Origin of the sequence: Sinimarinibacterium thermocellulolyticum, assembly GCF_040327995.1 — a bacterium.
GTDB classification, from domain to species: domain Bacteria; phylum Pseudomonadota; class Gammaproteobacteria; order Nevskiales; family Nevskiaceae; genus Solimonas; species Solimonas thermocellulolyticum.
The window spans coordinates 173367-188655 of sequence record NZ_JBEPIJ010000003.1; the positions used below are offsets into that span (position 1 = coordinate 173367).

The following is a 15289-nucleotide window of genomic DNA, read 5'->3' on the forward strand; positions in this document are numbered from 1 at the left end:
CGTGGCAAGAACCGTGGTCGCCGCGCGCGGCGTGGGCAAAGAGGTTAGCAGCGGCGGCGCGCCGCTGACGATTCTGAGCGACGTGTCGATGAGCGTCGCCGCCGGCGAGTCGCTGGCGATCGTCGGCCGTTCCGGCTCCGGCAAGACCACGCTGCTGTCGCTGCTCGCGGGTCTCGACCTACCCAGCGCCGGCGAGATCGAGCTCGACGGCACGCGCATCGACGGCCTCGACGAGGACGCGCGTGCCGGCCTGCGCGCCGGCCGCGTCGGCTTCGTGTTCCAGTCGTTCCAGTTGCTCGCCGGCTTCACCGCGCTGGAGAACGTGATGCTGCCGGCGGAGCTCGCCGGGCTTGCCGATGCGCAGGATCGCGCGCGCGCGGCGCTGGAGCGGGTGGGCCTGGGCAAGCGCCTGGATCACTATCCCCACCAGCTCTCCGGCGGCGAGCAGCAGCGCGTCGCGCTGGCGCGCGCATTCTCGGGCGAGCCGGCGATCCTGTTCGCCGACGAGCCGACCGGCAATCTCGACACCACCACCGGCGCCGAGATCATCGACCTGCTGTTCGAGATGAACGCGGCGCGCGGCACGACGCTGATTCTGGTCACGCACGATACCCAGCTCGCCGCGCGCTGCGGCCGCCGAATCACGCTGCGCGAAGGGCGGCTCGATGGCTAGTGCGATGGCTTATGCGGCACGCCGCCTGCGCCGCGGCTGGCGCTCGGGTGAGCTCGTGGTGCTCGTTCTGGCGCTCGCCGTCGCGGTATCGGCGGTGTCGGCGGTGAATCTGTTCACCGAGCGCGTGCGCGCCGCGCTCGAAGCGCAGACCGGCGAGGCGCTCGGCGGCGATCTGCTGTTCCGCTCGCGCAAACCCTTGCCGGACACGATCCGCGCGCCCAGTGCGCAGGTGCGCAGCGTCGATACGACCTCGTTCGCGACGGTGGTGTTCGCCGGCGAGGCCTCGGTGCTGGCGTCGATCAAGGCGGTGGGCGAGGGCTATCCGCTGCGCGGTGCGCTGCGCGTCGCCGACGAGCCGTTTGGCCCCGCGCGTGCCGCCGACGGCATTCCGCCGCCGGGCGAGGCCTGGGCCGATGCGCGCCTGTGGCAGGAGCTGCGGCTGCAGCCGGGCACGCCGGTGCAGACCGGCGCGATCGCGCTGCGCGTCACCCGCGTGCTCGAAAACGAGCCGGATCGCGGCAATGGCTTCGCCGATCTGGCGCCGCGGTTGATGATCAACGCTGCCGATCTTGCCGCGACCCAGCTCGTCGGCCCCGGTTCGCGGGTCGATTACGTGCGCCTATTCGCCGGCCCGCCGCAGGCGCTGGCGCCGCTGCTGGACGCCGAGCCGCCGCCCAATGTGCGCCGCGTGCGCCCGCAGCAGGCGCGGCGCGAGATCGGCAACGCGCTCGACCGCGCCGGCCAGTTCCTCGATGTCGCGATTCTTGCGGCGACCCTGCTCGCCTGCGCCGCGGTCGCGCTGTCGGCGCGCCAGTACGGCGAGAAGCTGCGCGACGAAATCGCGCTGCTCAAGACCCTGGGTGCGCGTCAGGCGTTTCTCGGCCGTGCGCTCGTGGCGCAGTTGCTGCTGCTCGGCGCGATCGGCGCGCTGCTCGGCGCCGGCATCGGCTACGGCGTGCAAGCCGTCATCGCCGCGCTGCTGTCCGATCTGCTGCAGCTCAGCCTGCCGCCGGCGCCGCTGTGGCCGCTGCTCGCCGCCGCCGCGCTCGGCCTGCTGATGCTGCTCGGCTTTGCCGCACCACCCTTGCTCGCGGCGCGGCGCACGCCGCCTGTGCGCGTGTTCCAGCGCGCGGAAACTGGCTCGACCGGCGCGCGTGCGACCTGGCTCGCCGCACTGGCGACCGCCGCGGCGCTGCTCTGGCTCGCCACCGGCGAGCCGAAGATGGCGCTGGCCGTGCTCGGCGGTTCGGCGGCGGCGTTGCTCGCGCTCGCCGGGCTGGCCTGGCTCTTGGTGCTGGCGCTGTCACCGCTCAAGCGTGCGGTCGGCATGTCGTGGCGCTTCGGTCTCGGCAATGTCGCGCGCCGGCGCCGTGCGACCATCGCCCAGGTTGCGGCGCTGGGCCTTGCGCTGATGGCGCTGCTGCTGGTCTCGGTGGTGCGCGAGGACTTGCTCGTGAGCTGGCAATCCAGACTGCCCGAGGACACGCCCAACCAGTTCCTGATCAACATCCAGACCGAGCAGGTCGAGCCGCTGCGGCAGTTCTTCGCCGAGCGTGGACGCGGCGAGCTCGAGCTGTGGCCGATGGCGCGCGGGCGTCTCGTCGCGCTCAACGGCGAGCCGGTCACCGCCGATTCGTTCGACGATCCGGAAACCCAGCGCTGGATCAACCGCGACTTCAACCTGTCCTGGGGCACGACGCTCAACGAGGACAACCGCGTGATCGAGGGCGAGTGGTGGGGCGAATCCGGCGCCGGCCAGCCGTGGCTGTCGGCCGAGGACTATGCGATCGAGCGATTGGGCCTGAAGCTCGGCGATACGATGACGCTGGACTTCGCCGGCGAGCAGGTGACGCTCACGGTCACCAACTTCCGCACCGTCGGCTGGGACAGCTTCAAGCCGAACTTCTTCCTGCTGACGACCCCCGGCGCGTTGTCGGACGCGGTGCCCAAGCAGTGGTTGTCGAGCTTCCGGCTGGAGCGCTCGGAGCGCGCGCTGCTGCGCGAGCTGGTCGCGCAGTTTCCGAACATCACCGTGCTCGACATCGAGGCGATGCTGCAGCAGGTGCGCGGCATCGCCGAGCGAATCGCCACCGCGGTGGAGTTCATCTTCCTGTTCACGCTCGCGGCGGGTCTGTGCGTGCTGCTCGCGGCGATCGAGGGCACGCGCGCCGAGCGCGTGCGCGAGACCGCGCTGCTGCGCGCACTCGGCGCGCGCTCCGGGCTGATCCTGCGCGGGCTGATCGCCGAATACGCGGTGCTCGGCGGGCTTGCCGGCCTGGTCGCGGCGATCGCCGCGCAAACCGTGGCCTGGGTGCTGGCCGAGCAGGTGTTCCGGATCCCCTACGGCCCGCGGCCGCTGCTGTGGCTGATCGGCGCGCTGGCCGGCGCCGTCGTCGTCGCCGTGCTTGGCTGGATCTCGCTGCGGCCGACGCTGAACACGCCGCCGAAAACCGTGCTGCAGCAGGTCTAAACGACTTTGCATGTCCCGATCCCCGGGACGGCCGGGATGAGCGGAACGCCCATACCGCCGAGCCGAGCGGTGCAGGGTTCGCGTTTGCCCGATCCGGGCATGGGCAAAAGTCCCGGCTTGGTGTTTGCGTGCAAAGGCCGTTACGATCGGGGCGGATGGAGGGTCCGGGGGGACCATGTTCAGAACACCAGCCATTGCCGCGCTGCTGGCCGTGGCGGCGAGTGTGTCGGCGGCGCGTGCCGAAGTCCCTGCGTTCGCGGACGAGCTCGGTGCCTTCGTCGACGAAGTGCGTCACGGCGCGCTGCTCACGCCGCAGCGTTACCGCCGCGAGCTGGCGCCGATTCGCAGTCGCGATCAGCGTCGCGCGGTCTTGCCCACGCTCGATGTCGTCGCCGGCCGTCTCGACGAACGCACCTGCCTGTACCAGTTCCGCCTCGCGCTGGAGTGGTCGGGCAAGCCGCTGGACCAGGGCGATGCCACCGTCGGCGGCCGTTCGCTGATCCAGCAGGCGCCGTGCGCGACCCTGTCGAACGAGGTCGTCGCGCTCGCGGTGTACGAGATCGCGGCGCTCGAGCGCCGTCTGCAGCAGGGCGGCCGCTTCGCACTCAACCGTGAGCGCGACGCCATCATCGCCGCAGCCCGCCGCCTGCCGGCGCAGGACGTCGGCGCGCAGCACGGCCTGACCGGCGTGACCATCGACGGCCGTGTCAATCTGCGCATGGCGCCCTCGCTCGATGCGCCCGTGCTGGCCAAACTGGCACCGGCCTCGGTGGTGCAGCTCGCCCCGACCGCGAGCCCCGAGTGGTTTGCGATGCGCGACCAGCCGGGCTATCTGCACGCCAGTGCGTTACGCTCGATCCAAGCCAGCCACCCTACGGAGGCACCGCCGCCGGTGGGCATCGCCGCCACGGCCTTCCTCGAGGCACAGGTCGGGGCCGCGCATGTCTCGGTGCGCGACTCGCCATCCCTGAGGGGGCGCGTGCTCAAGCGGCTCAAGCCGGGCACGCCGGTGCAGCTCATCGAAACCCCCGAGGCGGGCTGGTTCGAATTGGTCGACGGCGAGGGCTTCATCCACGAAGCCGGTCTGCTGCGCGTGGTCAAGTCCGCAGCCGTCGACGGTGGGGCGATGCGCCCGCGCTCGGTGTACTGAACGAGCCGGCGGCGCGGACGCGCTAAGCTCGATGTCCGCACCCATTGCGATGCGGCGCGCTGGCCGCATCGCCCGCACCGACCCTGCCCTCGTGAGTAGCCACAAGAACGGACTGGATTTTCCCTTCGACACGGCCCCGGCCCCGGGCGCGGTGCAGCCGATCGCGGACGGCGTGCTGTGGCTGCGCATGCCGCTGCCGTTCGCACTCGATCACATCAACGTCTGGGCGCTGCGCGACGGCGACGGCTGGACGCTGGTCGACACCGGCATGCAGAGCCGCGCCACGGCCAAGGCCTGGGACGAGGCGTTCGCCGGCGCCCTCGCAGGGCTGCCGGTGACGCGTGTGATCTGCACGCACATGCACCCCGACCACATCGGCATGGCGGGCTGGCTGACGCGACGCTTTGCCTGCAAGCTGTGGATCACGCGCCTGGAGTACGTCATCTGCCGCATGCTGGTCGCCGACACCGGCCGTGAGGCACCGGCCGACGCGCTCGAGTTTTACCGTGCCGCCGGCTGGAATGCACGCGCGCTGGAGCACTACAAGGCGCGCTTCGGCGATTTCGGCCGCGGGGTCTATGCCTTGCCCGACAGCTACCGGCGCGTGCAGGCCGGCGAGTCGATCGACATCGGTGGACGCACATGGCAGGCGGTGATCGGTCACGGCCATTCGCCCGAGCATCTGTGCCTGTATAGCCGCGATCTCAAGCTGCTGATCTCGGGCGACCAGGTTTTGCCGGGCATCAGCTCGAACGTCTCGGTGTTCCCGACCGAACCGGAGGCCGATCCGCTCGGCGACTGGCTCTCGTCGCTCGCGGCGATCCGGCAGGCACTGCCGGACGACGTGCTGGTGCTGCCGGCGCACAACCTGCCGTTTCGCGGCCTACACGCGCGGCTGGACGACTTGATCGCCGGGCATCGGCGCGCGCTGGAGCGATTGAGCGCGCTGCTCGTCGAACCGCTGCGCGTGGTCGATGTCTTCGAGGCGCTGTACAAGCGGCCAATCGACGGTGACGAGCTGCTCGGACTGGCGACCGGCGAGGCGCTTGCGCATCTGAACTATCTGCGCTTGCGCGGCCGCGTGGAGCGCAGGCGCGGCGCCGACGGCGTCGACCGCTATCGCGCGATCGCGGCGCCGGGCTGCCCGGCGAACGCGTAGTCCGGCGAGGCCGAACCCGGTGCGCATCGAGCCACGGTGGCTCGATCGGCGAACGCTCGGTGAGTCCCGCCGTCAGGACTCGGCCGGCGCTTGTGGGTTCGCGGCGCTCAGCGCCTCGAGGCGCGCGCGTGCCTCTTTCTTGCCCAGACCGCGCAGCTCGGCGATCGCCGCGAGCTGGCGTGCGCGCGGCTTGGCCTTCTGGTGCTCCCAGTTGTAGACCGACTGGCCGCTGACACCGACCAGCGCGCCCATTTCGTCGGCGGTCAGGCCCAGGCGCTCGCGCAGCGAACGAAAACCCTTGGCGACGAAGCGGTGGCGCGGACCCTGCTCGGCCGGTGCCGCGGCCGGCGCCGCCTGGGACTCGCGTCGCTGCAGCCGCGAGATTTGTTGTTCCAGTGCGGTGATCTGCCGCTTGAGCGCGGTGATCTCGCGGCGCTGCGCCGTCACCGTGGCGCGCAGCGGCGCAAAGTGCTGGCGCGCCACTTTGTTGGACAGGCGTGTGATTTCGCTTTTGAGCAAGCCCGCAATATCGGCCATGGGGAACTTAGGCTGGAGAAAGGCCGGCCTAGTATGCCCCAAGCGGCCAAATGCTTTCCATGGCGCAGATTTTTCGGTGTGGAGAACGTCGATTGGACACAGGATCGCGTGTCGATGGCAGCGTCCGCTTCTGTAGGTGCCTCAGTGTGGCAGGCGCAGGCCGATTTCGACCGGACGGTCGCCGTCGACGGAACGCACCACGAGCTGCAACTCGCCGAGGCGCAGGCAATCGCCGACCACCGGATGCGGTAGATGCTTGCGCAGCAGCTCGGCGAGCGTCTGTTCGCCGGCACCGTCGGGCAGGCTCAATCCATAGGCCTGCGCAAGCTCGCCGAGGTTCACCTCGGCACTGACGACGAACTCGCCGAAAAAGCGGCGTGCATCGGCGCCGGCGGGCTCCTGAGCGGACTCGAACAGGCGATCCAGTGCTTGCAGTTGCGACTGCGGCGTCAGTAGCGAAACGTAGTCGCCGGCCGCGAGCTCGCCCCATTCGCGATAGCCGAGCACGCGTCCGCCGCGCGCGATACAGATGATGCGCGACAGCTCCGGCAGCACCAGATCCTTGGGGCGCATGCCGATCAGCCGGCTGTTGCGGGCGAGCCGGTAGCTGACCACCTCGAAACCGCGCTGACCCGGCAGATCGATGTCGACACGATGGATGCGTGCCGAGGTCGCCGGTACCTGCAGGCCGAGCAGCTTGGCTGCCGATGCGACCGTCGAGCCCTGGACCACCAGCGACACCAACACGATGAAGAAGGCGACGTTGAAAAAGAGCTGGGCGTTCTCCAGACCGGCTAGCCACGGATAGGTGGCAAGCACGATCGGCACCGAACCGCGCAGTCCGACCCAGGCGATGTAGATCTGCTCGCGTACCGGAAAGCGAAACGGCAGCAGGCACAGCCATACCGCCAGCGGCCGCGCCAGCAGAATCAGCGCCGCCGAAATCACGAGGCCGGGCACGATCAGCGGGACGAGCTGATGCGGTGTCACCAGCAGGCCGAGAATCACGAACATGCCGATCTGGCTCATCCACGCGATGCCGTCGTGGAAGCGGCGGATGCCGGCAGCCGAACGGATCGGGCGATTGCCGAGCATCAGGCCGGCGAGATAGACCGCGAGAAAGCCGCTGCCGCCGGCCAGCGCGGTGAGTCCGAAGATCAAAAGACCGCCGAACAGCGCGAGCAGCGGATACAGCGAATCGCCCAGCGTCAGGCGATTGATCGACGCGACCAGCAGCCAGCCGCCGGCCAGCCCGAAGGCGGCGCCGACCGCGCCCTGCTGCAGCAGCATGCCGAGCGCGTCGACCGCGCCGAAGGTTTCCGGTGCCTGCAGGTACAGGATCAGCGCCAGTGTCAGGAACACCGCCATCGGATCGTTGGTGCCGGATTCGATTTCCAGCGTCGAGGCGACACGCTGATTGAGCGACACGGCGTTGGTGTGCAGCAGCGAGAACACCGCGGCCGCGTCGGTCGAGCCGACGATGGCGCCTATCAAAAGACCCTCGGCGAGGCTCAGTTCAAGGATCCACGCCGACAACAGGCCGACGATCGCGGTGGTCACCAGTACGCCGATCGAGGCCAGCGCCACCGCCGGCCGCAGGCCGACGCGAAAGCTGGTCAGGCTGGTGCGCATGCCGCCGTCGAACAGCACCACCGCCAGCGCCGCAGTGGCGGCCAGGTTGGCCAGCGGATAGTTGTCGAAGCGGATGCCGCCGGGGCCGTCCTCACCGGCGAGCATGCCCACGACCAGGAATACCAACAGCAGCGGCACGCCCAGACGTGGCGTGATCACCGTGGCCAGGATGCTGACCATGAACAGCAGGCCCGCCAGGAAGATGAGCTGATTGGTCAGTTCCATTCGCAGGATTGTAGCGACGGCCCCGAGCGGCTAGGCGGCGCTCTAGGCCTGCCGCTATACTTGCGCCCCTTTGCCCGTCGGCACGTCCTGATTGAGGAGCGTACCCGTGGATCACAAGGACCACGACAAGGTTTTCTTCGCGAACTTCGGCGCCGTCATGGCGGTGCTGTTCGGCATCTTCTTCGTCTGCATCATCGCGGCGTCTTGGATCAGCGGTGACGAGCAGATGAGCCCGGCTGCGATCGCACTGGTCGAGGAACGCATCCGGCCGGTCGGTAAGGTGATCACCGACCCCGCCGCGCTGGTCAAGGTCAGTGCCAGCGCCGCTTCGCGCGCGCCGTACACCGGCGAGCAGCTCAATGCCCAGCTCTGCGCCGGCTGTCACGCTGCCGGCGTGCTCGGCGCGCCCAAGGATGGCGATCGCGCCGCGTGGTCGCAGCGCCTCGGCGCCGCCGGCGGCATCGACGGCCTGGTGGCCTCGGTCGTCAACGGCAAGGGCGCGATGCCGCCGAAGGCCGGCGACGCGAGCCTGAGCGAGGATGAGATCCGCGCCGCGGTCGAGCATCTGCTCAAGGATGCCGGGCTGTAGGCCGGCGCGTCGTCCCGAATCACGAGAAGGCCGGCGTTGCCGGCCTTTTTCGTGGGCGTCGGCGACATTGCACCGTTTTGGTGCGACGCCCTGCGTGCGGCCCGGTTGTCATGCCGTCAGCGGGGCCTGTCCGAGCGCATCGACATCAGCTTGTCCGCAAACCGACACGCGCGTGTCGCGCAGTCTGCGCAGACTGCGCGCCGTCGCGCGGGTGGTGAACCTTCGGCACTTGGCATAATGCTTGCAGAAACCCGGCGGGGCCGCGGGAGAGCGCTAGACATCCGCGGAGTCATCCAAACTTCAAAGAGGCTTTCCTATGACATTCAAGCGTTCGGTTGTGAGCGCCGCGGTTCTGGGTGCGAGCGTGTTCTCCGGTGGCGCCGTCGCTGGCGTGAGCGGCAATGTGGGGGTCAGCAGCCAGTATCTGTTCCGTGGCATCGAGCAGAACGGTGATGCGGCGGTTTCCGGCGGGCTGGACTATGCCCATGACTCCGGTTTCTACGTCGGCACCTGGGCGTCGACGATCAACTTCAATGGGGTGAGCGCGAGCGGCGTGTCGACCGAGGTCGACCTCTACGCCGGTTTCAGCGGCGAGGCCGGGTCGCTCAGCTATGACCTGGGCGCGATCTATTACTGGTATCCAGAAGAGGGTGAGCTGGACCCGAAGCCGGATCCGTCCAACAACACCTTCGAGCTGTACGGCTCGCTGTCGTTCGGGCCGGCGACGATCGGTCTGTACTACAGCCTCGCCGACTACTTCGCGGTGACGGACGAGGGCGTGATGTACCCGTACCTCGACCTGTCCTTCCCGATGTCCGACAAGCTCAGCCTGGATCTGCACGTCGGTCAGCAGACTTTCGAAGAAGATGGCATCGAGGACATCGTCGACTACAGCATCGGTGTGTCCGCCGACGCCGGCAACGGCTTTTCGATGGGTCTGGCCTTCGTCGCCACCGACATCGACGACGATGATCCGAAACTGGTCGTCAGCGGCAGCTACTCGTTCGATCTGTAAGCGAACGTCGGTCGTCGTTTCGAAGGGCCGCCTCGTGCGGCCCTTCTTCGTTGGGCCGTCGCGCTATGCCGGCGGTGCGCGATCCAACTCGCGGTAGCGCAGGGCCTCGGCGACGTGCTCGGCGCCGGCGCGTTCGCTGCCGTCGAGATCGGCCAGCGTGCGCGCGACGCGCAGACAGCGGTGATACGAGCGCGCGGTCAGCAGGTGGCGCGCCAGCGCGGTCTGCAACAGCGCGCGGCCGTCCGCGTCCGGCTGCGCGTACTGTTCCAGCGCCTTGCCGTCGAGCCGTGCGTTGGCCACGCCCTGGCGCCGCAATGCGCGTGTGCGTGCGGCGACGACGCGCTCGCGCACCGTGCGGCTGCTTTCGCGCGGCGCGCCATCGTCGGTCATCTGCGCGGCGTCGACGCGCGGCACGAACAGCTGCAGGTCGATGCGATCCAGCAGCGGCCCGGAAATCTTGGCGCGGTAGCGCAGCACCTGATCCGGCGTGCAGCGGCATCTGCCGGAGACGTCGCCGAGCCAGCCGCAGGGGCAGGGATTCATCGCCGCGACGAGCTGGAAACGCGCCGGAAACTCCGCCTGGCGGGCGGCGCGTGAGACGGTGATGTGCCCGGTTTCGAGCGGTTCGCGCAAGACTTCGAGGCTGCGCCGGTCGAACTCCGGCAATTCGTCGAGGAACAGCACGCCGTGATGCGCGAGCGTGATCTCCCCGGGGCGCGGCACGCTGCCGCCGCCGACCAGGGCGACACCGGAGGCGGTGTGATGCGGCGCGCGAAACGGACGCCGGCCCCAGTGCGCCGGATCGAAGCCGCCCAGGGCGATCGAGGCGACGGCGGCCACTTCCAGCGCCTCGTCGGCTTCCAGCGGCGGCAGGATGCCCGGCAGGCGCCGCGCCAGCATCGACTTGCCGGCCCCGGGCGAGCCGACCAGCAGCACGGAGTGGGCGCCGGCCGCGGCGATTTCGAGCACCCGCCGCGCCTGCGCCTGGCCGCGGACGTCGGAGAGGTCGGGCGCGGTATCGCAGGCTTGCGGTAGCGCCGGGGCCGCGGCCGCGGCTGGCCGGCCTTCGTGCAGGCTCGCGCACAGCTCCATCAGCGTGCGCGCCGGCAGCACGCAGGCCCCGGGCGCCAGCAGCGCCTCGGCGGCATTGGCCGCCGGCACCAGCAGCGCGCGTCCGGCCTGCGTGGCCTTGAGCGCCGCCGGCAGCACGCCGGGGACTGGCCGCAGCTCGCCGGACAGCGACAGCTCGCCGAGCACCTCGACGCCCTGCAGCGCTCCGGCGGGAACTTGTTCCGACGCCATGAGGATGCCAAGAGCGATCGCCAGATCGAAACGGCTGCCTTCCTTGGGCAGGTCGGCCGGCGCCAGATTGCAGGTGATGCGCTGCACCGGAAAACGGTAGCCGCAGGTGGTGATGGCCGCCTTGACGCGGTCCTTGGCCTCGCGCACCGCGGCTTCGGGCAGGCCGACGATGTTCAGGCCGGGCAGGCCGGGTGCCAGATGCACCTCGACGGTGACCAAATCCGCCGTCAGTCCGTTCTGCGCGCGCGATAGCAGCGTCGCCAGTTGAGCCATCCGCGTTGCGCCTCCCTCGTGACGCCGGCCGCGGACCTGTTCTCGGTCCGGCTACGAGTCTGCGTGCCGGCGGGTCGCAGCGAGGATCGGCAAGCGCCGCGCCGGCGTCAAGCGCAGCGCTTTTAGCCTCGTGCGAGCTTCTTCTCGAGTTCGGCGAGGCGCTGTTCGAGCGCGACCAGTTTGGCCTGTGTGCGCGCCAGCAGCTCGGCCTGGATGTCGAAACGCTCGCGCGAGACCAGATCCCATTTCTCGAGGTTGGCGCGCAGCACCGCGCGGAAGTTGTCTTCCAGCTCGCGCCGCAGCGCGCTCAGGTTCTGCGGCAGCACCTCGGCGAGCTGGCGCGCGAGATCCTCGAAGCGTGGACCGTCCGTCATGGCGCGTGCAGTTTCACGGCTCGGCGCGCGCGATTCAAGCACAGAACCGCCGACGATCGTGCACCGACATGGTGCGTCTTGCGCCCTATTCGCGTGCGATCGGGGGCAAACGGCCCTGTCGGCGGGCGTCTGAGCCACTGGCACGCTCCGTGCTTTTGCCCAGTCTGGCCGCCGGAGTCCCAAGGCTCCTCTGGCGAAAAGCCAGCTTTCCGACTCAGGAGTGATATCCATGAAATTGATTGCAGCCATCATCAAGCCGTTCAAGCTGGACGAGGTGCGCGAAGCACTCTCGGACATCGGCGTGGCCGGCATCACGGTGACGGAGGTCAAGGGCTTCGGTCGCCAGAAGGGGCATACCGAGCTCTACCGCGGCGCCGAGTACGTGGTGGATTTTCTGCCCAAGGTCAAGATCGAGGTTGCCGTCGCCGACGACAAGCTCGACGCGGCCATCGACGCCATCACCAAGGCCGCCCACACCGGAAAGATCGGTGACGGGAAGATCTTCGTCTTCACCCTTGACCAGGCCATCCGTATCCGCACGGGTGAAACCGGCAAGGATGCACTGTAAAAGGGGGAATCTCGACATGATGCGCAAATACTTGAGCGCCCTGGCGCTGGCACTGGGTCTGGGTCTCGCCCCCGCGTGGGCGCAGGACGAGGCGGTGACCGACATGCCGGCCGAGGTGGTCGAAGTCGCCGAAGAAGCGGTTGTTGCGGTCGAGCAAGCGGCGCCGGTCGAAGCCGCCGTCACCGAAGAAGTCGCGGCCGAAGCGGCCAAGCCGGAAGTCACCGTCGAGCAGAAGGCGGCGGAACTGGCCTACGCGCTCGACACCTTCTACTTCCTGGTGTTCGGTGCCTTCGTCATGTGGATGGCGGCCGGTTTCGCGATGCTGGAGGCCGGCCTGGTGCGGGCCAAGAACACCGCCGAGATCCTGACCAAGAACATCGGCCTGTTCGCGATCGCCTCGGTCATGTACATGCTGGTCGGCTACCAGATCATGTATCCGGGCGACGCGGCGATGAGTCCGTACTTCCCCGGCTTCGGCGGCCTGCTCGGCAGCAGCGACAACGACGTGGCGGCGGTCATGGCGGGCGACTCGTACTACTCGGGCCTGTCGGACTTCTTCTTCCAGGTCGTGTTCGTCGCCACCGCGATGTCGATCGTCTCCGGTGCGGTCGCCGAGCGCATGAAGCTCGTGTCGTTCTTCATCTTCGCGATCTTCATGACGGGCTTCATCTACCCGCTGCAGGGCTTCTGGAAGTGGGGCGGCGGCTTTCTCGATGCGGCCGGCTTCCTCGACTTCGCGGGTTCGGGCGTCGTTCACCTCACCGGTGCCACTGCGGCGCTGGCCGGCGTGCTGCTGCTCGGTCCGCGCAAGGGCAAGTATGGTCCGGACGGCAAGATCAACCCGATCCCGGGCGCGAACCTGCCGCTGGCCACGCTCGGCACCTTCATCCTGTGGCTGGGCTGGTTCGGCTTCAACGGCGGGTCGGAGCTGAAGATCTCCGACGTCGGCGAGGCCAACGCGGTGTCGCTGGTGCTGGTCAACACCAACATGGGCGCCTCCGGCGGTCTGATCGCGGCGATGCTGACCTCGCTGATCCTGTTCAAGAAGACCGATCTGACGATGGTGCTCAACGGCGCGCTCGCCGGTCTCGTCGCGATCACCGCCGAACCGCTGACGCCGACGCCGCTGGCGGCGACGCTGATCGGTGCGGTCGGCGGCGTGCTCGTGGTGTTCTCGATCCTGGGTCTGGACAAGCTCAAGATCGACGACCCGGTCGGCGCGATCTCGGTCCACGGCGTGGTCGGCATGTGGGGTCTGCTGGCGGTGCCGCTGACCAACGGCGACGCCACCTTCGGCGCGCAGTTGCTCGGCCTGTTCACGATTCTCGGCTTCGTCTTCGTCGCCGCCTTGATCGTCTGGATGATCATCAAGCTGGTGATCGGCATCCGCGTCAGCGAGGAGGAAGAGCACGAGGGTGTGGATCTGTCCCAGTGCGGACTCGAGGCCTACCCCGAGTTCACCAAGTAAGCATCGAACGGAGTTCTCCTCCGGTGGGTTGGGGCGGACGGCTTTGTCCGCCCCTTTTTTGTGCGCGCAGCTTCGACTTTTGCGAAAACCGGCAATACACTCGCCGCCGTAACCGCGGAAGGAACGCTCGCCCATGAAAATGCTGATCGCCATCATCAAGCCCTTCAAGCTCGACGCCGTGCGCGAGGCCCTGGCCGACATCGGCGTGCAGGGCATGACCGTGACCGAGGTGCGCGGGTTTGGCCGGCAAAAGGGGCATACCGAGCTGTACCGAGGCGCCGAGTACACCGTCGATCTGCTGCCCAAGATCAAGATCGAAGTCGCACTCGCACCGGACATGGTCGACAAGGCGGTGGATGCGATCCTCAAGGCCGCGAAGACCGGCCAGATCGGTGACGGTAAGATCTTCATCTACGACCTCGAGCAGACCGTGCGCATTCGCACCGGTGAATCCGGCGTCGAAGCGGTTTGATCGAATCGACGGTGCGCCCCCGTTGAACGAGACAGCAGCGGGGGCTTTTTCACGCATGGGGGGAGAGTGATGAGAACAGCCATCGGCGTGCTGACCGGCGTGCTGCCGGCGGCGGCGCTCGCGCAGGACGGTATCGATAGCGGCAGCACGGCGTGGATCATGACCAGCTCGGCGCTGGTGTTGTTCATGTCGCTGCCGGGGCTTGCGCTGTTCTACGGCGGTCTGGTGCGCGCGAAGAACGTGCTCAGCGTGCTGATGCAGTGCTTCGCGATCGTCTGCGTCGTGTCGATTCTCTGGTTCGTCTGCGGCTACAGCCTCGCGTTTGCGCCCGGCAATGGCTTCATCGGCGGCCTGTCCAAGGCTTTCTTCGCCGGCGTCGCCGAAGGCTCGATGAGCGGCGCGATTCCGGAAACCGCGTTCGCGATGTTCCAGCTCACCTTCGCCTGCATCACCCCGGCGCTGATCGTCGGCGGCTTCGCCGAGCGTATGCGCTTTTCGGCGATGCTGCTGTTCTCGGTGCTGTGGCTGTTCGTGGTCTACCTGCCGGTGTGCCACTGGGTCTGGGCGGCCGACGGCTGGCTCTACGCGCGCGGCCTGATCGACTTTGCCGGCGGCACCGTGGTGCACATCACCGCCGGCGTCGCCGCGCTCGTTGCCGCGCTGGTGCTGCGTCCGCGCACGGGCTTTTTGCAGACGCCGATGATGCCGCACAACCTGACCATGACCGTCACCGGCGCGGGCATGCTCTGGGTCGGCTGGTTCGGCTTCAACGGCGGTTCGGCGCTGGCCGCCGACAACAACGCCGCGATGGCGATCCTGTGCACCCACCTGTCGGCCTCGGCCGGTGCGGCCATGTGGGGCGCGATCGAGTGGATCCGCTACGGCAAGCCCTCGGCACTGGGTGTGGTCACCGGCATGGTCGCCGGGCTCGGCACGATCACGCCGGCGTCCGGCGTCGTCGGTCCCGGCGGCGCACTGGTGATCGGCTTGCTCGCCGGCTTCGTCTGCTTCAACGCCACGCATGCGCTCAAGCACGCGCTCAAGATCGACGACTCGCTCGACGTGTTCCCGGTGCACGGCGTCGGCGGCATGCTCGGCACCCTCGCCGCCGGCGTCTTCGCCGCCACCTCGCTCGGCGTGTTCAGCGGCCAGGGTTATGCCGAGGGCATGGGCATGGGTTCGCAGCTCGGCGTGCAGTTGCTCGGCATCGGTGCCGTGGCGGGCTGGACCGCGGTCTGTACCTGGGTGCTGCTCAAGCTCGTCGGTGTGGTCAGCGCGTTGCGGGTCAGCGTTGAAGAAGAGACCGCCGGCCTCGACACCACGCAGCACAACGAACGCGGCTACGACCTGCAGACGCTTTGAGGCAGGTTGTGCGAACGGCC

The 15289-nt window shown here is 68.6% G+C and carries 14 protein-coding genes; 10 read left to right on the top strand and 4 right to left on the bottom strand.

Annotated elements, in window-relative coordinates; genetic code table 11:
- The first annotated feature begins 1 nt into the window (after position 1).
- The 4 genes from ABSH63_RS04020 (at position 2) to ABSH63_RS04035 (ending at position 5452) form a co-directional block, all read left to right on the top strand.
- The gene (locus tag ABSH63_RS04020) at positions 2-673 is read left to right on the top strand and encodes an ABC transporter ATP-binding protein (RefSeq protein WP_352887653.1); all 672 of its coding nucleotides are present in this window, start codon (positions 2-4) and stop codon (positions 671-673) included.
- A complete protein-coding gene (locus ABSH63_RS04025; protein ID WP_352887654.1) occupies positions 666-3143 on the top strand; it encodes an ABC transporter permease in 2478 nt (825 codons plus the stop codon). The genes ABSH63_RS04020 and ABSH63_RS04025 overlap by 8 nt, the downstream gene beginning before the upstream one ends.
- Positions 3144-3318: 175 nt before the next feature.
- The gene (locus ABSH63_RS04030) at positions 3319-4293 is read left to right on the top strand and encodes an SH3 domain-containing protein (protein WP_352887655.1); all 975 of its coding nucleotides are present in this window, start codon (positions 3319-3321) and stop codon (positions 4291-4293) included.
- 91 nt (positions 4294-4384) lie between these two features.
- Positions 4385-5452, top strand: coding sequence for an MBL fold metallo-hydrolase (locus tag ABSH63_RS04035; RefSeq protein ID WP_352887658.1), 1068 nt, complete (start codon positions 4385-4387; stop codon positions 5450-5452).
- 72 nt (positions 5453-5524) lie between these two features.
- Here ABSH63_RS04035 and ABSH63_RS04040 read toward each other — a convergent pair whose 3' ends face one another.
- A complete protein-coding gene (locus ABSH63_RS04040; RefSeq protein ID WP_352887659.1) occupies positions 5525-5989 on the bottom strand; it encodes a helix-turn-helix domain-containing protein in 465 nt (154 codons plus the stop codon).
- A 141-nt stretch (positions 5990-6130) separates the two neighbouring features.
- Positions 6131-7846: a potassium/proton antiporter gene (locus tag ABSH63_RS04045; RefSeq protein ID WP_352887661.1), complete on the bottom strand. Its 1716-nt coding sequence runs from the start codon at positions 7844-7846 to the stop codon at positions 6131-6133.
- Positions 7847-7952: 106 nt separating this feature from the next.
- Here ABSH63_RS04045 and ABSH63_RS04050 point away from each other — a divergent pair, with 106 nt between their 5' ends.
- Positions 7953-8435: a c-type cytochrome gene (locus tag ABSH63_RS04050; RefSeq protein ID WP_352887662.1), complete on the top strand. Its 483-nt coding sequence runs from the start codon at positions 7953-7955 to the stop codon at positions 8433-8435.
- Between the two features lie 316 nt (positions 8436-8751).
- Complete coding sequence (locus tag ABSH63_RS04055; RefSeq protein WP_352887664.1) at positions 8752-9450, top strand: TorF family putative porin; 699 nt, start codon at positions 8752-8754, stop codon at positions 9448-9450.
- Between the two features lie 63 nt (positions 9451-9513).
- On the opposite strand, the gene ABSH63_RS04060 is transcribed toward ABSH63_RS04055, so the two are convergent.
- Positions 9514-11025: a YifB family Mg chelatase-like AAA ATPase gene (locus ABSH63_RS04060; RefSeq protein ID WP_352887666.1), complete on the bottom strand. Its 1512-nt coding sequence runs from the start codon at positions 11023-11025 to the stop codon at positions 9514-9516.
- A 122-nt stretch (positions 11026-11147) separates the two neighbouring features.
- On the bottom strand, positions 11148-11399 hold the full coding sequence (locus ABSH63_RS04065) for an accessory factor UbiK family protein (protein WP_352887668.1): 252 nt from the start codon (positions 11397-11399) through the stop codon (positions 11148-11150).
- 229 nt (positions 11400-11628) lie between these two features.
- Here ABSH63_RS04065 and glnK point away from each other — a divergent pair, with 229 nt between their 5' ends.
- The 4 genes from glnK to ABSH63_RS04085 all read left to right on the top strand — a co-directional run bounded on the left by glnK (position 11629) and on the right by ABSH63_RS04085 (position 15269).
- Positions 11629-11967, top strand: a complete 339-nt coding sequence (gene glnK / locus ABSH63_RS04070; protein WP_352887670.1) for a P-II family nitrogen regulator — start codon at positions 11629-11631, stop codon at positions 11965-11967.
- 16 nt (positions 11968-11983) lie between these two features.
- Positions 11984-13435, top strand: coding sequence for an ammonium transporter (locus tag ABSH63_RS04075; RefSeq protein WP_352887671.1), 1452 nt, complete (start codon positions 11984-11986; stop codon positions 13433-13435).
- A gap of 133 nt (positions 13436-13568) precedes the next feature.
- Positions 13569-13907 carry a P-II family nitrogen regulator gene (locus ABSH63_RS04080; protein ID WP_352887672.1) on the top strand — a complete coding sequence of 113 codons (339 nt, stop codon included), beginning with the start codon at positions 13569-13571 and terminating at the stop codon, positions 13905-13907.
- Between the two features lie 69 nt (positions 13908-13976).
- Positions 13977-15269, top strand: a complete 1293-nt coding sequence (locus ABSH63_RS04085) for an ammonium transporter (protein WP_352887673.1) — start codon at positions 13977-13979, stop codon at positions 15267-15269.
- Positions 15270-15289: the final 20 nt, after the last annotated feature.